At 44.1% G+C, this 16,952-nt stretch carries 17 protein-coding genes; 6 read left to right on the forward strand and 11 right to left on the reverse strand.

Annotation, left to right across the window (positions count from 1 at the left end; all coding sequences use genetic code 11):
- Positions 1-126 precede the first annotated feature (126 nt).
- The gene (locus ITG10_RS15000) at positions 127-1,218 is read left to right on the forward strand and encodes a transporter substrate-binding domain-containing protein (RefSeq protein ID WP_017632876.1); all 1,092 of its coding nucleotides are present in this window, start codon (positions 127-129) and stop codon (positions 1,216-1,218) included.
- A 42-nt stretch (positions 1,219-1,260) separates the two neighbouring features.
- Here the strand turns inward: ITG10_RS15000 and ITG10_RS15005 are convergent, their stop codons facing one another.
- The 7 genes from ITG10_RS15005 to ITG10_RS15035 form a co-directional block, all read right to left on the reverse strand.
- Positions 1,261-1,464, reverse strand: a complete 204-nt coding sequence (locus ITG10_RS15005) for a hypothetical protein (protein ID WP_017632875.1) — start codon at positions 1,462-1,464, stop codon at positions 1,261-1,263.
- A gap of 248 nt (positions 1,465-1,712) precedes the next feature.
- Positions 1,713-2,627 (reverse strand): VirK/YbjX family protein, encoded by a 915-nt coding sequence (locus ITG10_RS15010; RefSeq protein ID WP_248386473.1) that lies wholly within the window; start codon positions 2,625-2,627, stop codon positions 1,713-1,715.
- 321 nt (positions 2,628-2,948) lie between these two features.
- Positions 2,949-3,095 carry a hypothetical protein gene (locus ITG10_RS15015; RefSeq protein ID WP_017632874.1) on the reverse strand — a complete coding sequence of 49 codons (147 nt, stop codon included), beginning with the start codon at positions 3,093-3,095 and terminating at the stop codon, positions 2,949-2,951.
- 27 nt (positions 3,096-3,122) lie between these two features.
- Positions 3,123-3,398: an HU family DNA-binding protein gene (locus ITG10_RS15020; RefSeq protein WP_017632873.1), complete on the reverse strand. Its 276-nt coding sequence runs from the start codon at positions 3,396-3,398 to the stop codon at positions 3,123-3,125.
- Positions 3,399-3,750: 352 nt separating this feature from the next.
- Positions 3,751-4,446, reverse strand: coding sequence for a VC0807 family protein (locus tag ITG10_RS15025; protein ID WP_017632872.1), 696 nt, complete (start codon positions 4,444-4,446; stop codon positions 3,751-3,753).
- Positions 4,447-4,600: 154 nt separating this feature from the next.
- Positions 4,601-5,845: an NADH:flavin oxidoreductase/NADH oxidase family protein gene (locus ITG10_RS15030; RefSeq protein WP_017632871.1), complete on the reverse strand. Its 1,245-nt coding sequence runs from the start codon at positions 5,843-5,845 to the stop codon at positions 4,601-4,603.
- A gap of 211 nt (positions 5,846-6,056) precedes the next feature.
- A complete protein-coding gene (locus ITG10_RS15035; RefSeq protein WP_017632870.1) occupies positions 6,057-6,629 on the reverse strand; it encodes a YceI family protein in 573 nt (190 codons plus the stop codon).
- 232 nt (positions 6,630-6,861) lie between these two features.
- On the opposite strand from ITG10_RS15035, the gene ITG10_RS15040 reads away from it, so the two are divergent.
- Positions 6,862-7,578: a DUF1826 domain-containing protein gene (locus ITG10_RS15040; protein ID WP_017632869.1), complete on the forward strand. Its 717-nt coding sequence runs from the start codon at positions 6,862-6,864 to the stop codon at positions 7,576-7,578.
- 77 nt (positions 7,579-7,655) lie between these two features.
- On the opposite strand, the gene ITG10_RS15045 is transcribed toward ITG10_RS15040, so the two are convergent.
- Positions 7,656-8,015 carry a VOC family protein gene (locus ITG10_RS15045; RefSeq protein WP_017632868.1) on the reverse strand — a complete coding sequence of 120 codons (360 nt, stop codon included), beginning with the start codon at positions 8,013-8,015 and terminating at the stop codon, positions 7,656-7,658.
- A 133-nt stretch (positions 8,016-8,148) separates the two neighbouring features.
- Positions 8,149-8,850: a YafY family protein gene (locus ITG10_RS15050; protein ID WP_026084449.1), complete on the reverse strand. Its 702-nt coding sequence runs from the start codon at positions 8,848-8,850 to the stop codon at positions 8,149-8,151.
- A gap of 304 nt (positions 8,851-9,154) precedes the next feature.
- On the opposite strand from ITG10_RS15050, the gene ITG10_RS15055 reads away from it, so the two are divergent.
- The gene (locus tag ITG10_RS15055; RefSeq protein WP_017632866.1) at positions 9,155-11,041 is read left to right on the forward strand and encodes a methyl-accepting chemotaxis protein; all 1,887 of its coding nucleotides are present in this window, start codon (positions 9,155-9,157) and stop codon (positions 11,039-11,041) included.
- A gap of 99 nt (positions 11,042-11,140) precedes the next feature.
- On the opposite strand, the gene ITG10_RS15060 is transcribed toward ITG10_RS15055, so the two are convergent.
- Entirely contained in the window at positions 11,141-11,542 is a 402-nt protein-coding gene (locus tag ITG10_RS15060) for an ACT domain-containing protein (RefSeq protein WP_017632865.1), read from the reverse strand.
- A 132-nt stretch (positions 11,543-11,674) separates the two neighbouring features.
- Positions 11,675-12,568 (reverse strand): LysR family transcriptional regulator, encoded by an 894-nt coding sequence (locus tag ITG10_RS15065; RefSeq protein ID WP_017632864.1) that lies wholly within the window; start codon positions 12,566-12,568, stop codon positions 11,675-11,677.
- Between the two features lie 177 nt (positions 12,569-12,745).
- Here ITG10_RS15065 and ITG10_RS15070 point away from each other — a divergent pair, with 177 nt between their 5' ends.
- From ITG10_RS15070 to ITG10_RS15080, 3 genes are all read left to right on the forward strand, one after another.
- Complete coding sequence (locus ITG10_RS15070; protein WP_017632863.1) at positions 12,746-13,648, forward strand: Vmh family MBL fold metallo-hydrolase; 903 nt, start codon at positions 12,746-12,748, stop codon at positions 13,646-13,648.
- 281 nt (positions 13,649-13,929) lie between these two features.
- Positions 13,930-14,745 carry a TauD/TfdA family dioxygenase gene (locus ITG10_RS15075; RefSeq protein ID WP_026084448.1) on the forward strand — a complete coding sequence of 272 codons (816 nt, stop codon included), beginning with the start codon at positions 13,930-13,932 and terminating at the stop codon, positions 14,743-14,745.
- A 323-nt stretch (positions 14,746-15,068) separates the two neighbouring features.
- Positions 15,069-16,835, forward strand: coding sequence for an ABC-F family ATP-binding cassette domain-containing protein (locus ITG10_RS15080; protein ID WP_248386474.1), 1,767 nt, complete (start codon positions 15,069-15,071; stop codon positions 16,833-16,835).
- Positions 16,836-16,952 lie beyond the last annotated feature (117 nt).

Below are 16,952 nucleotides of genomic sequence, written 5' to 3' on the forward strand. Positions count from 1 at the left end.
TTAAAGCTATGGCAGCATTGAATTTATCATAAACTCTTTTCATTTTTGAGGACGCTAAGGTGTGTTCGCTAGACGAACCTTTGCACTCGATTCAATTCATCGCTGCCCTGTTCTGGAGGGCTGCTGATGCAAAAATTCTTCAAATCGATATCTCGATACTGTGCTCTTTCAATCGTTTTACTATTTCCATTCTTCAGCACTTTTTCTTCGGCTGCACCGCTTAAAGTTGGCGTTTACCCTTGTCCTCCTTTTATTATTGGTTCTATGGATAATGAGTGGGATGGACTCAGCATTGAACTGTGGGAAAAGATCGCCCAAGACATGGGCGTTGAGTTCACGGTAGAAAATCACCCTCTCGATGATTTACTCAGCTCCATTGAAGCTGGGCAAATCGATATTGGTGTCTCTTGCATTTCAATCACGCCAGAACGTGAACTGTTCGCTGATTTCTCACATTCATTCTACGAAACTCACCTTGCTATCGCAGTGAAGAAGAAAGGCTACTTAGAGACGTTACATTCGATATTCTTGAACCCTGCGTTGTGGCTCATTATTGGAGTGATCGTCTTTGTCGCTGGAGCTATTGGCGCATTCTTCTATGCATTGGAACATGGAGAAAACGAAAAGCTATACACCATGAAAAGCCGCACGGGGCGTTGGCTAGAGAGCTTTATCTTGGGTTTGCTTTTTATTACCCGAGGTCCCTTCAATTACTTTGAATTTAAGAGCTTAACAGGGCGAATTGCGACGGTGTTCATCGGTGTATTCAGTATGCTTTTTATCGCCAGTATTACCGCTGTGTTGGCGAGTAAACTCACGCTTAGCCAAGGCTCTTCACAGATCAAAGGTATTAATGATCTTGCGAATGTCAAAGTAGGTGCCAAGGTCGCGACTACGTCCTCTCTGTTATTGACGAGCTTCGGTATCAGACACGAAAACTATATCGATATGCCAAGGCTTTTGGTTGCTCTAGAGGAAGGGGAGGTAGATGCCATTGTAGCCGATGATGTGGTGCTCAAATATATGATCGGTAACGGTAGAATGAGCGGCCAATTTGAAGATTTAGAGGTGTTGCCGTATCAGCTAGAGAAACAAAACTATGGTTTCATCATCACGGAAAATAACCCGTATGAAGAAGAGATAAACCGCGCACTGCTGCAAATTCGGGAGTCTAGGAAGTGGCGTAAAATCTTAGTCGAATACTTCGTGGATAAGTAACCGACACCAGTGACGAGCCTTGAGCTTTCTGGGTATTTATCGTTACAACTGGTCAGAACTTGAAGCTTTGTTTTTCTTGAAGTATTTAAACGCTGTCCAAACGGCATAAGCCGCAACACCAACGATAAGTGCAGAGCGTAGGAGGATAGGCGCGTCATGCTCAAGTTGGTTAACGTGCGGCACAATACTGGCAAACAATCGACTGGTAAACAGCAGCCCCATAACTAACATAATAACTTTATTCATGTGACCAGCCTTTCAATGAAATGCGTTATACAGAACAAGTTATCGGCGGCTTAAGCTATTAACGCGACCAAGAACGGTTCTGCTTGGAAATAAAAGCATGCGCTTCTCAAGCCTAACCGTCAACGCGATATCGGTCTAAAGCCAGTAAGCTAAAATTTCGTTTTTGGAAGTGGATTGTTCTGTAGAGGTAAATCGAATCTGGGATCAAAGGCCCCGCGATTGCGAGGCCTCGGCCCTGTTCTATTAAATTAGCTCGCTTTTGCTAATTGAATTGGTTGCATGTCAGCACCATTAGTGTGCTGACTGATTACGTTATGTAGGTCTTGTTCATATAGGTCTAACCAAGCGTAGCGCTCACGATATAGCTTTCGTTTCTGACGTTTAAGTGCTTCAAGATCTTTCCTTGTTGAGTGGATAGGCAGGGCGTAAAAACATTTGTCATGTTGTTGCCCGTCGTGCTCTTCCCACAAACAATTGTATTTAAGGCTTATCTCTTTTCCTTTCTTCCCATAGCGTAATGAATTCGAAACATGTCCAGTTTCGTTGACCGCATAGATGTGATTAATACCTAAACTGATCGCCATTAATCGAAGGGTTTCGACCATAAAGGATTTGGGTCTTAAACCATAAAATGCCTTTGTGAATGCACGGCTGAAACCATTGTCATTTGCTCCGCCTTGAACGCCACCAATGTAGATATCATTGTTAAAAACAGAGAATGATATGGTGTACATTTTGTTCAACATGTAATCAGTAAGAGAGAGAGTGAGCTCGCCTTCTTTTCTCGAATTTCTTTCAAAGCTCAGGTTTAGCAAGTAGGTTTGCTCGCTGATTTCTAGCTCTAGAAGGTTAAGCCTTTCGTTATATATTTGATGGCGAGCTTCTGTTGTGAACTTGTTTTCGAACCAATCATAATGCTTTGATAGTATTTCGATTTTTTCTTTTTTACTAAAGTCAGTACACAAGTAAGGGGTGACAAACTTAGATAGGAAATTTGGCTGCTTTTTGAATAGGAGTTTTCTTTCGACAGAGCTAAAATTCTCATTCATTTTTTTAGTATCTGAATAATAAAACAGTGCACGAGCAGCGAACTTAATTATCGCTTTGTACTTTCCCTTATTCTTATGGACATTAGCGTCAATTCCCATGCGAACTACATTCATAATCACCTCAACAAAGAAGCACAACACAAACACATCAGTGCCGCGAACAGCTTCCTTTCTTCTCACAAATAACAAGGGAGATGATGATAATGAAAAGTGTCTTTTGGGTATGTATGGGTATGTATAGCAATGTAATTGAGTCAGTTACTTAGTGTTCAGAAATTATTCAATCCTCTATTAATAATCACATTGGATTGATAGGGATAACGGGGGGAGTAGGAGCTTAATTCTAAATAAACAATGCCACTGCAGGGCTGCAGTGGCATTTAAACACTAACAATCTATGCTTTGCTCAAGCCTAAACTTGAGTTCTTATATAAATTATAGTTCTAACAGTTTCGCCAGTTCGCGTTCTTCGAGAAGCTCTTCAATGCGTTGACGAGCCTTCGGCCCTTCGGCTTGTGCTTTCGTTGACTTGCCTGCTTTCTTACTGCGACTGGTTTTCGCTTTTTCCTTTGGCGTAGTCATTGTAACTTTCCTTGTTGTATTGCTGTGTTAAAGGTTGCATGCCTCTTTTAAAGCTTTACCTGCTTTAAATGCTGGCGTCTTTGATGCTGAAATTTGAATCTCTTCTCCAGTTCGTGGGTTACGACCTGTGCGTGCAGCACGAGTGTTCACTTTAAAACTGCCAAATCCAAGGATGGACACATCATCACCGTTCGCAAGCGTTGTAGAAATACCTTCAACGAGAGCATTTAATGCTGAGCCTGCTTGGTCTTTTGAGATGTCTGCAGAAGTCGCGATGTGTTCAACTAATTGAGATTTGTTCATAATCTATATTCCTTATTGAGTACGGTTGGCGTCTACCTTTAGCACCTAGCTGATGTGATCTTATCAATCGCAACTGAAATAATGTCAGTGATTGGGTAGGGCTTTGTAAAGTAACCAACAAAATCGACTATAAAAGCATCTGTCGGTTCAATCAATGGAATTCATTGATTATTATGGATTTAAAGTCAGTTACTCAAGCAAACTTGAGAAAAGTGACCTCGAATTTTAGATGTGATTCATTTGATCAATCAAAGGTAATGCCTAACAGGCGCCTTGGTGCGAGTACAAAAACAAAAAGCCCAGCGTATGTGCTGGGCTTTTGATATGCGTTTCTGTGCGAAATCAGTGACAGTTACTTAGTGATAAATATCTGCTCTGTTTCTAGCGATGTCATGTCACGAACCTGACGCCAGATATAGTAGAAAATACCGAGCATCATAAGCAGGCTAGGGATCGCGATCGCTGGGTAGCTGTAAAGTGTCAGTTTACCAAGCTCTTCGTTGAAAGCTGCAGTGCCAGCAGGGCTGGTTACAATCCAAGTCGCTAGGAAGTAGTTCATCGCAGATGAGAAAGCGAATGTGCTAGCGAACATGTAGTTTGATGTCATCAGGCAACGGTCAAACTTAGCTTGATTACCAAACTGTCTTAAACGCTCTTCAATCAGAGAGATGTTTAACAGTGCAGGCGTGAAGATCACTTTTTGGATAAATGGGTAGCGAGTAAAGGTAGAACCAAGTACCGCCAAGCCGATTAAGCCAGGGATTAGTGCTTCTTTTAGTGCTAACCAACGCGTGTCTAATTCGAAGAAACCAATGCCGCCCGTTAAAAGCACGCTGACAAAGCCAAGCGCGGCGATGAAGTTAAATTTCTTGTTGCGGATGAGCTCCATACCACCGTAAGCGATAGGGAAGGCGAGTGCGACAAGCAGAGCTAAGCCAGTTCCGAGATGCTCTTCTCCACTGAACTTCATTAGGATGAATGAAGGAAGAAAGACGTTAAAAACGACTTCGAAAAGAGGGCTCGATTTTTTGTTTTCTGTATTACTCATAATTTCTAAATACATTATGTTATGGATTTATTCTCAGGGATTGTTGTTTACCTCGCCCAAGATGTAAAGCCTTAAGGGGCCATGCTATGTAACGACATGTGACACCAACGGCATATTTTGGAATGTCAGGTTCCCTATTTTCCTGAATAAAGTGTTATGCCCTACGTTTTTTGAAGGCATGCCAACCTGCACTCAAAATCGTTTTAATCACTACGCCATGAGCGCTCAGTTTCGGATCTGCATGTTTACCTGCGGCAATTCGCCACATTTGATGTTCGTACCAAACTAAGCCCACCATGGCTATTTTATCTAGTACCGGTTTGCCTGTGGTTGGCACATCTAACGGCATTCCATGGCTTGGGTTTTCAATGAGTTTGTTTGGAAAGTCTGGATCAACCGCCATGGTACGAGCAATACCAATAAAGTCGGTAGCGGATGTTTGCAACGCTTCGTTCATTGCCGGTGCGGTTCTAAAGCCACCAGTCACCACCAAAGGAGTGCTAACTAGTTTTCTTACTTTGACCATGTAATCCAAGAAATACGCTTCACGTTTCGCTGTGCTGGCTTTAACGGGGTCGTTTTTGTTCTTAGAACCCATCATCGACGGGCTCTCGTAAGTGCCACCTGAGATTTCAATTAGGTCGATACCTTCACGGCTAAGCGCTTGAACAACGTGCATTGACTCTTCTTCGGTAAAGCCGCCTTTCATGAAGTCAGCGCTGTTGAGTTTTATCCCGATAGGAAAATCTTCACCAACTTCTGCACGAATGGCGCGATACAGTTCGAGTACAAAGCGAAGTCGGTTATCTAACGAACCGCCCCATTTATCATCTCGTTGGTTGTGTCTCGAAGATAAAAATTGGCTGACAAGGTAGCCATGAGCACCGTGAATTTGTACGCCAGTAAAGCCAGCTTGTTTTGCTAGCTTAGCGCTTAAGGCAAACTTACCAATCACTTCATGGATTTCTGAATCAGTCAGTGCTCGCGGGATATTGAAGCCTTTCTCTAATCCGCGTTCTAATGAGATAGCAGAAGGAGCGACAGGTTTATCACACAGGAACTTGGGGATCTGTTTTCCTGGGTGGTTTAACTGCATCCAAATCTGTGAGCCATTTTGCTTTCCAGCACTTGCCCAAGCTTGAAACTGAGTGAGGTCACTGCGTTCATCTAAAACTACGTTCTTTGGTTCACCCAGTGCGTTCCTATCAACCATCACGTTTCCCGTCATAGACAAACCAATCCCACCTTTTGCCCAACGTTGGTACAAGGTCGCTAGCCCAGTTTTAGGATTGTGTTGCTTGTCGCCAAGTTGTTCGCTCATTGCTGATTTAAACAGGCGGTTTTTGATGACGTGACCATTAGGAAGAGTAAACGGTTCGCTGAGGCTAATAGGTTGCATAGATAAGAGTTCGGATGTGCATTATAGATGGTTCTAGTATGTCTTATTTTGTCGAACGTTCCGAATTATTTGAGTTTGATTGTATGGTCGAGCTGATTTCGCATAACAAGTGCACACCCTCTCAAATACAATGTTCAATCAAACACGCTTCTCTCAGGCACTATGCTAAATGGTTCAGTGTCAGAGAGAAGAGTGGGGCGGGAGGTGTTGATTATTGGTCGAACATGAGATTGAAACTTAGTGGAACCTTGTCGGAAATCGCTAGCCCGCCAACGGTTGCAGAAAGCTTGTTGAGGTTTTCTGTCGAAATCCCAAAATCAGCGCCATTGACGATGATCGTTGATGTTGAATTGACCATCACAAAACCTTCAGAAGGAACAACCATAACAGGGAAGTCGATGGTTTTGGTAACGCCATGCAAGGTAACTTCGGCAGCGATGGTGGTGTTTTTCGGGTCGCCAGATAGCATTGAAGGATCAACCTTTCCGGAGATCTTCACTTCAGGAAAACTCATTGATTCGAAGTAGAGCTCATTGAGTCGTTGGTCGCGAATGGATACCCCGGTACTCAGGCTTTTCAAATCTAACAAAATAGAAAACTGGCCATCTTCTGTCAGCCCACCAGATAAAGGCTTTATGGATGCGGGTTCTACAACAAACTGCTTCTTAATGGTTGCGAACGTCACGTTCGATAGCTTTGGATCCAACGTGTAGCCCGTTTCTGAAAAAGAGGGTGCAGAAATGAGGCTACAAAACAGACCGAGTGCAGGTATTAGCTTTTTCATAAGTGGTCACCATATCGATGAGTTTCTTTGGTAAGTGTAGATAGAAGCTTAGGTCAGTATCTTAAGAATTACCCAAAGCTAGAAAGGCAGCTCTACATAATTGGAAGCATGATCGGTTAACTGACTTGTGTATTTTTAGTTATGTTATAACATAACTAAATTCGTTCTTGCTGCGAATAACGATTGTAGCAGTACGAGTGAAGCGATAAGTATGTATCAAGGAGAAGACGTAATGAATGCCGTGTTAACGAAGCCTTTGGCAACCAATAATAACCAGCCACTTAATATTAGTTCGGCTGTGAGTATCAAAGATCAGGCGAGTCACACGCCATGCGTTAGTGCTTCGGAGCAGCCCACGGTATTAGCCGATATCTATCAAAGTGATATCAACATCGCGATTTGGCAGCGTAAGTTTGATGCTGATTTAATCGGCGACATTGGTGAGTTTATCGCGTCGAATCCAAATTTTAGTAAATCTGTGAGTGTGTCACCCGATAATGCCTACGAGAAATTAGAATTTTCGACAGATGGAACGGCTTCTAAAGCGCTATTAGAAAACATGGCACAGTTGGTGGATATGTTCTGTTGTTTGTTTGAACTTGAAGAAGTAGGGTTGCGTTTAGCGGTTTTAAATAAGGCAATGTGTCCTCGTTTTCATTTCGACCAAGTTCCTTGTCGCTTGGTGACCACTTACCACGGTGTTGCAACACAATGGCTACAGAATGACTCAGTCGATCGTTCAAAGTTAGGTCGTGGAAGTAACGGACAACCCGATTCTGCATCAGGCTTGTACGCACGAGAATCTGATATTCAACAAATGGCGAGTGGTGACGTGGCGCTATTGAAAGGTGAGCGTTGGAGTGGCAATGAAAACGCAGGTCTTGTTCACCGCTCTCCAGTCACTTCATCTGACGAAACACGACTGTTGCTGACACTAGATTTCGGTTAGTTAGCTTCTTATGAGATGAGATGAGATGAGATGAGATGAGATGAGCAAGCGGCCAAGTGCAGCTTGCTCTTGTCCGCTTAAGCGAAGACGCGGATACGGTGTCCGTCCGGATCAACAGCAAGGAAGTTGATGCCGTAAACCGATTCTTCTGGCTCTTGTTCAAATTGAATGCCTTCCTCTTTCCAAGCTTGGTAAAGACTTTCTAATGTCTCTTTGTCTGCAACAGGCATAGAGAGCTCAGTGCCACCACCCTTGATGTTGCTTGCTGGGGTTAGAACATCCGCTTGCTTAAGTGTGATTTTTACGTTGTCTGCAAAGTCTAAGGCAGCGAAGGTTGGTGATAGAAGCTTTGGCTCGCAATCAAATGCCTTGGCGTAAAAGTCCATGCTGCGATGAATGTCTGCGACATAAAGAACAAATGAATCAATGGTAAACATAGTAGCTCCTAGGCTGGTCAATTTGATTTGCGATGTTGTTTCTAAATAAACCCGTTGCGATTTAAGTTAACTCGAATTGTATCGAGTTCGCTTGGGTTGAGAGAAATATAGCGCGAGTCAGTGACAGTTTTTGTCAGTAGCGAATCACTTTATCTGCAATGCCTTCCATGTTCTGCCAGTCTTTGATTAAGTCATGACGCGGACGTTGATATATTTCTTCAAGCATTTTCCAATCGGCAATCCTATCGAGCCTGAAATTACGATACGCACTTCGCGTTTCACACCAAGCGACTAACACATAGTGCTGTTCGAATAAGCCAATCAACATCGGCCAAACGATTCTTTCGCTAACATGATCTTTTGCGTCTGTGTAATGGATTTCAGCTTTGTTCTGTTGCTTAATTGCCAACTTGATGTCTGAAAGCTCAATGGTTAACTCTGCGACTTCAATAATAGAAGCGACACGAATAATGTCTTCACTGCGTTTGGCTTGATGATCAGCAGGTAGTACGGCTGAAATCTTGGCAATCGCATTTCTAGCCGATTCGCTGAACTCGCCATTGGCTTGCTTAGCGACCCATTCAGCACCGAGCCTTAATGCTTCCAACTCTTCCATTGAAAACATCATCGGCGGTAGCGTGAAAGTCGGTTTCAACTGATAACCAACTCCGGCTTCACCATCAATTTCAGCGCCTTGTGCTTGCAGTGTCACGATGTCTCGATAAATGGTGCGAGTACTCACGTTTAGCTCTTTAGCGAGATGATCGGCCGACACGGGGTATTTATGACAGCGCAATAATTGGAGCAGATCGAAGAGACGTTGGCTTCGGGACATAGGAAAACTCTGTGTACTTAACAGCTTATTAGATTAATGCATTGAGAATGTGAACGCTAATTACATCGAGATAAATGAAGCAAAAGGCTCGGCATTTTAGGCGTAGCTTTGACGGCGCAACTTAACGTATATCATTCTTTCGATTGTGAATTGATCTGGATCTGTTATTGGTTCACATATAACGATAATACAATGAGTTAGTCCGTTTTATTATTTATTTTAATGTGTAAAATATATTCGCTTGCTACCCGATGGGAACGGTTCTGTTACCCACGGTTATTTATATAAAAATTATAGGTTTCCTATGTTAAAGAAACTCTCGCTTAAAAATAAGCTGGCGATCTCTGCCAGTATGGCCATCATCCTAGGGGGGATTTTGGTCGAGGCACTTTCATTTCGTGCATCGTTGCAACGATTGGATACTGAAGTTGAACAGCGCCTGGAAGGGGCATCGGCTTCTTACAACCAATACGTATCAGATTGGATATTATCCAAAGAGCGTGCGCTCACTTCTCTGTCAAAAGAGTCTAAACAAGAAAGTTTGGTGACTCACCTGAAACAGGTTCGTGATTCTGCCTCTTTTGATAATGTCTTCTTGGCATTTCCTGATGGTTCGCAAAAGAACGCGAACGGTGTTGTGTTGCCACCGGGTAATGATGACCCACGTCTATGGGGTTGGTACACCAATGCGGTAGCAAACCCAAGTAAAGTATTCATGGACAACCCAACGGTGGCGGCGGCAACGGGCGCTAATGTTGTGTCGCTGGGTACCGCAATGCAATTGCATGGTCAGCAGGTTGTATTGGGTGCGGATGTAGAAATCACCGACATCCTTAACAGCCTTGAGCAAGTGATTCTTCCAGGTGAAGGTTACATGTTCATCGCGACCAACAAAGGCACGGTTTACACGCACGCTGACACCAAGCTATTGAACAAGAATATCAGCTCACTTGGGCTTGATTTCGCGGATGTACAAAAGGCGTTGGCGAGCGGTAAAGATACCTCGATCGACTTAAACGGCAGCGACTATGTTCTTTACGCACGTGCGATTGATGGAACAAACCTGATTACCATCAGTGTGGTTAACCATGACTCTTTGGTGGCACCGTTATTTGATGCTGTGATTGGCCAAGTGTTGGTGACATTGCTGGTTGTCATCGTATGTACTGTTTTGTTCAACCTGCTGTGTACGATTCTATTCCGTCCACTTAATCATGTATCTCAAGCGCTGGCGCAAATCGCGAATGGTAGTGGTGATTTAACTCAACGTATTCATGTTGATAATCAAGATGAAGTGGGCGAGCTTGCTCAGAACTTCAATACCTTTGTTGGCAGTCTACAGCAGTTGATTGGTCATATCCGTGGACAATCGGAGCAGTTAAACAGCCAGTCGGAGCAAAGTGCCCAGCGTGCAAATCGTTCTGTGGATGAACTTAACCACCAGCAACAAGAAATCACCATGGTGGCGACAGCAGTCACCGAGATGGCTTGTGCAACTCAAGAGATTGCATCGCATGCCGAGCAAACCGCAAAAGCTGCACAAGACTCAGCGGCAAGTACTAACAGTGGTCATGCTCTGGTTGTCGACACTAAAGGCTCAATTAATAACTTGGCCAATGAAGTGAACGAAGCAGGCAATGTGATTAGCGAACTTAACAAGCACGCTCAAGAGATCTCAACGGTATTAGCGACAATCCAAGGCATTGCAGAGCAAACTAATTTACTTGCGTTAAATGCGGCGATTGAAGCGGCTCGTGCGGGTGAACAAGGCCGCGGGTTTGCCGTGGTCGCTGATGAAGTTCGTGTGCTTTCACAGCGCACTCACTCTTCAACAGAAGAGATCAAATCGACGATCGACATACTGCAGCGTACAACGACCCAAGCCGTTGAGTTGATGGAAAGCAGTTCTAAACTGGCAATACATTCAGTAGAAGATGCCGACAGAGCTTCGCACGCGCTTGAAGAGATCAATACGGCCGTTGCTTTGATCAGCGATATGGCGACTCAAATTGCGACAGCAGCTGAAGAGCAAACACATGTGACGGGTGAAATTACCCAGAACGTGACGACCATTAAAGATGTTACCGACCACCTAGTTGTGGGCGCACAGGACAGATTAACTGAGTCGAACGAACTTAAGAGCCAAGCCGCTGGTTTAAGTGACAAAGTGGCGACTTTTAAGCTTGCTTAACTGTCTTATTCTCTGATGCCTGATCAGCGAATGAACATTAAGCAATAAGCCAAAGCGACGTAGATTACGTCGCTTTTTTTGTGTCTGGTGAACGCTTTGTTAGCTCGCTTCTGAAAACTCTCTAAGTGCGCCCATTGCAGCTTCAGCTTTGTCTTTCTGAACGAAGATGTGGTCATGGTAATAGCCTGCAATTACGTTGGCGCTGATGCCGTAGGAGCCAAGCTTTGTGGCGAAAGCAGCCGTTAACCCAACCGCTTCAAGGCTTGAGTGTACCGACAAAGTAATCAAGCTAAACACACCATCGAAATCGAGTTGAGCTTGGCGTGCGGCATCCTCAGCGAGCACCAAGGTTAAGCCTTCTTTTTCACGAAAGGTCGCGATTGGGTCGAGTTGAATATAGTCTGCCAACGCTCCGTCGACAGTACAGAAAACATAATTACCTTCGATGAGCTCAGGCGACATCGATTTGAGAAGAACATCTAAATCGGTAATGGCAGCCATAAATATTTCCCTAATAGTATTAACGCACTCGTTGATGCGGATTGGATAATCTAACCACGATAGAGTCGAGTGGAAGATAAGTAAAATGAATAATCCTTATTCCGCATCAGCTTTGTTAATGACAAGGCTAACCTACCAACTTGTCGATTGCTCCATCTCGCTAGATAGGTGATCGATAAAGGCCCTTAACAGCGGTGTGACTTGTTTACGCGTTCCATAAATTGCGTGCACACCCAGCGTTTTCGGTTTCCATTCAGAGAGCAGAGGAACCAATCGTCCGTTTTCTATTAAGCCTTCTACAGAAGGAAAGGGCAGTAAGCAGATACCGTTGCCTTTGAGTGTGGCAGAAAGCAGAACCTCAGACGTATTCGCACTGATGTTCCCTTTAATCGGCACTGATTCCAATCCATTTGGGCCATTAAACGTCCATGCGGTTTTACCAAAATAACTGAATGACAAACAGTTGTGGTGCGCTAGATCTTGCGCGTCTTTGGGTGTGCCTTTCTGTTTTAGATATTGAGGCGACGCGCAAATCACTGAACGACATTCACCAAGCTGCTTCGCGACAATATTGGGCGTTAGCTCGTTGGTTATGCGAATAGCCAAATCGATGCGTGATTCAACAAGGTTGACTGTTTGATCGGTAGAGACGATATCAATCGAAACCTCGGGCCATTTGTCGATGAAGCGGCTGATCACGTCCATTAAGAAACTGTCGACAATGGAATAACTCGCGGTAATACGAAGTTGGCCCTTCAAGTGTTCTCGGCTTTGGTTTCTGATACCTGCTAACGATGCTTCAAGGGCAAGCAGCTCTCTCGCGACTTCAAGCGTCTCTTTCCCCGCACTGGTTAAGCTCAAGCTTCGAGTGGTTCTATGAAGCAGGCGAGTATCCATCCAGTTTTCGAGCTCACCCAAATAGCGTGTGACTTTGGTTCGAGAAAGCTCTAGGTGTTCGGCTGCTGCACTCAAACTGCCACGCTCAACGATGGTGACAAAGACATTCATTGCCTCGAGTTTATCCATTGTTCTTATTACCCAAATGATTTTTGAATCTAATCGCTACCAGAAAATGAGTATATGTCCGAAAACCGCAACAGTGAAATTTAATTTGATGTCTATTTCATCTAAATCCAATCAAATAAGATGTTTGCACACTTAATGAGTTGGCAGGCGTTCAGCTCCGAATAATGGAATAAAACTATGAAGAAGTTATCTAAAAACCTTTTATCAAGAACCGCGCTTTTAGGAACAATGAGTTTAGGCGCTATGCTAGCTGCATCGGGTGTTGTCTCTGCAGCGGATTTAAGCATCACTCATTACAATCCGGGCGAAAATGCAATATTCCCAGCAACCTCTGTACTGGTTTCGGGAGAGAAAGAAGTGATTCTGTTTGATGCACAATTTAGTGTCGCAGACGGGCAAAAGCTGGTGGAGCAAATCAAAGCGACTGGCAAAGAGCTATCGATGGTTTATATCAGCAGCGGTGACCCAGATTTTTACTTTGGCTTAGAACCGATTGTAGCGGCATTTCCAAACGTCGAGGTTGTTGCCAGTGAAGCAGTTGTTGCACATATCAAGCGCACTAAAGATGCCAAGCTCGAATATTGGGGGCCAATTTTAGAAGACAACGCACCGTCTAAAGTTATTGTGCCAACCGTTCTTAACGACACCACGCTAAGTATTGAAGGTGAAACCATCGAGGTGAGAGAAATCAATACACACCAAGCTTACTTATGGATTCCGTCTGAGAAAACTGTGTTTGGTGGTGTGTCGGTTTATAGTGGCGTGCATGTATGGATGGCAGATACCGCATCGAAAGAGATTCGTAGCCAGTGGTCACAATCTTTAGAACGCATGAAAGCACTTGAGCCTGAGGTGGTGATTCCAGGTCACTACTTAGGTGAGATGCCAACGGGTACAAATGGCGTTCAATTTACATTGGATTACGTTGCTGACATCGAAGATGCGCTGGCAAGTACAAGTAAGCCAACGTCTGTTGATATCAGTGATTACATGAAGAAAGCATACCCACAATTTAAGGCGACGGAAGGCGATCTAGAACTGGGTGCCAAAGTGCTAAGCGGTGAGATGGAATGGCACTAAGTTGATTATCTCGGTTGTGTCTCAGAAAAGCCTGAAGATTGTGTGCTAGATTTATTGGTGATACACAACTGGAGATATCGATGATCTGGCTTTCGGTGAAAGTACTACAGATTGGACTTGTCTACGGATACAGGAAGTATCAAAAAACAAAAAGAGCGCCTATTTAGGGGCTCTTTTTTTTGATGTATTAGCAGCGTGTGGAAAGAAAACTCGCCATTATCCGGTTTAATAGTCAGTATCTAAATTGACTCTGAAATGTCACATCATCAATAAGCGAGTTTATCTTGAAAATCGAACCTATTACCCCTCACATCGGTGCTCGTATTCATGGAGTCGATCTCGCTACATGCAGCGTGACTGAACTTGATGAGGTTTATCAGGCGCTTCTAACTCATCAAGTGATTTTTCTCGATGATCAAACCCTTTCGCCACAACAGCATTTGATGATTGCAGAGCGGTTTGGACAACTTGAACCAGCACATCCGTTTTTTCCTCGCGTCGAACATGTGCCTCAGGTCAGTGTGATAGAAACAACGCGTGGCAATGCTCCGATGGAAAGCTATTGGCATACGGATTTAACATGGCGTGAATTGCCATCGAAAGCTTCTCTGTTGCATGCTCAGCATGTACCCAGCGTGGGAGGGGACACGATTTGGTGTTCGATGACAGCTGTGTTTGAATCGTTAGATGAAGATATGAAAGCAAAACTGAGAGGCTTATCGGCGACCCATTCGCTGGTCGCGTTTGAGGGTATAGAGTCGGATCAGATTGAGCTTGATTGGCATAAGTCGTTAATAAAAACGGCTCAGGAAAATCCGCCAGTGATTCACTCTGTTGTTCAAATTCATCCAGAAACCGGTAAAGAAACACTCTATATCAATGAACAGTTTACGCGCTATATCAATGAGCTCGACCGTCAAGAGAGTGATGCTTTACTCTGCCAATTATTTGAAGTTGCACGACGCCCTGAGTTTCAAGTTCGTTTCAAATGGGACAAAGGCTCAATGGCGATCTGGGATAACAGGGTAACGCAGCATTACGCGGTGATAGATTACGGCGATACGCCAAGGAAAATGCACAGAGTGACGGTGACCTAGCTTACGTAAGTTTAGGGTAAATTCAGGCTAAGCCGAATGCGGCTAAATACTTTGACTCATCGATTAATGTGATTTATTTTTAGCGCTAATGTTCAACTCAATACAAATATAAGGAGGATTTTTATGAAAGTGTGTGAATTTAACTTTGCGCATATTTTTTGGTACGACCAAAACTCAAGTTTTAACACTATCGTGCTGCGATAACCAAAACTTGAGCGAAGCATTAAACATAACCCTCAATAGAGTTTCTTCACTCTAGTTTACTTGGTTGTTGTCAGCGAATGACGACAGCGCTTTCTTGCGCTTGAAACTTGAGTAAACAAATGACTACATTAATATCTACATCATCTATTTCTTACGATCTAACATCATGCCGCTTATTTGATGGGCTTTCTTTCACCATTAAAAAGGGTGACCGCATTGGCCTAATTGGCAGCAATGGGTGTGGAAAAAGCACCTTACTGCGTCTATTAAACAAAGACTTACCAGACTATGTTAGCAGTGTCTCATTCGCCTCTTATGCTGAAGTCGCGCTTATTGAGCAACATCTCCCTAAACGGCTGTTGACTATGTCGATGCTCGATTCCGTTGTCGATAACCTGCCAGCAGAGATACAACTCACTGAGCAATGGCGTGCTCAAATCATCTTGTCTAATTTAGGCTTTGACGAAAGCTATTGGGAGCAGCCGATTGGCACCTTAAGTGGCGGTCAATACGCACGAGTACTGGTGGCAAGAGCCCTGATTGTCGAACCTGACGTTCTACTACTGGATGAACCGAGCAACCACTTAGATTTGCCAACCTTGCTTTGGTTAGAGCAATTTCTGATGGATTGGAAGGGCACTTTTGTGATGGTGTCACATGACCAAAGGTTACTCGATCATGTAACCAACTGTACTTGGGTACTGCGTGATAAAAAACTGCAAACCTTTAGTCAAACCTGCACACAAGCAAGGAAGGCTTTAGAGGAGAAAGACCGAGCTGACGCTGAAAGGCAAGAGGCGGAACAAAAGGAGATTAACCGCATTGAAAAGAGTGCGCAGCGATTAGCTATTTGGGGCAGGGATTTCGACAACGAAGGCCTAGCACGCAAAGCCAAAAGCATGGAGAAACGTGCCGCAGGTTTACGAACGACCATGACGCGTTTGGATACGATTGAGCCATGGACACTAAGCCTATCCGGTGAGTCGATGAAAGCTAACCGCTTACTTGAACTAGCTTCGGTGCCAATCTCAGCTACGCAAGATCAAGCGCCACTGTTTGAAGTTCTGTTCCAGCAGGTTAAGAGTGGTGACCGAGTCGCTATCTTAGGTAAGAACGGCGCAGGTAAGTCTTCATTGTTGAAAGTGCTGTGGGCAAGCTATCAAGCCTCTCAACTTGAAGATAATGGTTACTTCCATCCTCAAGCTGAAGTGGGTTATTACGACCAAAGCTTGAACCAACTGTGCGATGAACATTCTTTGATAGATTCGTTGTACCCGTTTTATCCGGTTTCACAGGAAGCCAGAAAAATGGCTTTGATCAGCGCTGGCTTTTCTTATGAAAGACACGATCAAAAGATCGCTGAACTGAGTGGTGGCGAGCGTTCCCGGCTATTGTTCGTCGGGCTATCTTTGGCTAAGTATCACTTCCTGTTGCTTGACGAACCAACGAACCACCTAGATATTGAAGGTAAGGAAGAGCTGGCTGATTGTTTAACTCGTTTTGAAGGCGGCCTGTTGCTGGTTAGCCATGATCGAGAACTCATCGAGAGTTCATGTAATCGATTCTGGTATATCAATGACGGTCAGCTGGTGGAAATGACTTACCTAGACGCGGTTTATGAGGCTATGTCTGTCGGTAATCAAGTTGATAGCTTAGAGGCGGGAGGGGAAACTCCGAGCACTGTGTTATCACGATCCATGGTGAGTGAAAATCAACACTCTGAGCTAGTTCAAAATGATGACGAGTTGCTGTTGGAACGGCTATTAGAGTTGGAAGAGTTACTAACACAAGACCAGTCACGCAAAGCGAAACACCAGAAGCCAGATCTGCAACAGAAATGGCAGAAAGAGATAGTTAGCATAAACGCGAAACTCGAGCTCAGTTAGCTTTTGATTCAATTCGCTAAGTACATTGGCTAGCACTACAGCTCGACTGTGACCGCTAAATATGAAAAGTAAGGCTCTTTGGCTCCGTATCGGCTAAAGAGCCTATTTTCAATTTCT

The sequence above is a fragment of the Vibrio sp. ED004 genome (assembly GCF_023206395.1).
Classification (GTDB): Bacteria; Pseudomonadota; Gammaproteobacteria; order Enterobacterales; family Vibrionaceae; genus Vibrio.

Bases quoted from the DNA above. Each gene is read 5' to 3' on its own strand.
- ITG10_RS15000 (WP_017632876.1), top strand. From the start codon at position 127: ATGCAAAAATTCTTCAAATCGATATCTCGATACTGTGCTCTTTCAATC.
- ITG10_RS15005 (WP_017632875.1), bottom strand. From the start codon at position 1,464: ATGAATAAAGTTATTATGTTAGTTATGGGGCTGCTGTTTACCAGTCGA.
- ITG10_RS15010 (WP_248386473.1), bottom strand. From the start codon at position 2,627: ATGAATGTAGTTCGCATGGGAATTGACGCTAATGTCCATAAGAATAAG.
- ITG10_RS15015 (WP_017632874.1), bottom strand. From the start codon at position 3,095: ATGACTACGCCAAAGGAAAAAGCGAAAACCAGTCGCAGTAAGAAAGCA.
- ITG10_RS15020 (WP_017632873.1), bottom strand. From the start codon at position 3,398: ATGAACAAATCTCAATTAGTTGAACACATCGCGACTTCTGCAGACATC.
- ITG10_RS15025 (WP_017632872.1), bottom strand. From the start codon at position 4,446: ATGAGTAATACAGAAAACAAAAAATCGAGCCCTCTTTTCGAAGTCGTT.
- ITG10_RS15030 (WP_017632871.1), bottom strand. From the start codon at position 5,845: ATGCAACCTATTAGCCTCAGCGAACCGTTTACTCTTCCTAATGGTCAC.
- ITG10_RS15035 (WP_017632870.1), bottom strand. From the start codon at position 6,629: ATGAAAAAGCTAATACCTGCACTCGGTCTGTTTTGTAGCCTCATTTCT.
- ITG10_RS15040 (WP_017632869.1), top strand. From the start codon at position 6,862: ATGAATGCCGTGTTAACGAAGCCTTTGGCAACCAATAATAACCAGCCA.
- ITG10_RS15045 (WP_017632868.1), bottom strand. From the start codon at position 8,015: ATGTTTACCATTGATTCATTTGTTCTTTATGTCGCAGACATTCATCGC.
- ITG10_RS15050 (WP_026084449.1), bottom strand. From the start codon at position 8,850: ATGTCCCGAAGCCAACGTCTCTTCGATCTGCTCCAATTATTGCGCTGT.
- ITG10_RS15055 (WP_017632866.1), top strand. From the start codon at position 9,155: ATGTTAAAGAAACTCTCGCTTAAAAATAAGCTGGCGATCTCTGCCAGT.
- ITG10_RS15060 (WP_017632865.1), bottom strand. From the start codon at position 11,542: ATGGCTGCCATTACCGATTTAGATGTTCTTCTCAAATCGATGTCGCCT.
- ITG10_RS15065 (WP_017632864.1), bottom strand. From the start codon at position 12,568: ATGGATAAACTCGAGGCAATGAATGTCTTTGTCACCATCGTTGAGCGT.
- ITG10_RS15070 (WP_017632863.1), top strand. From the start codon at position 12,746: ATGAAGAAGTTATCTAAAAACCTTTTATCAAGAACCGCGCTTTTAGGA.
- ITG10_RS15080 (WP_248386474.1), top strand. From the start codon at position 15,069: ATGACTACATTAATATCTACATCATCTATTTCTTACGATCTAACATCA.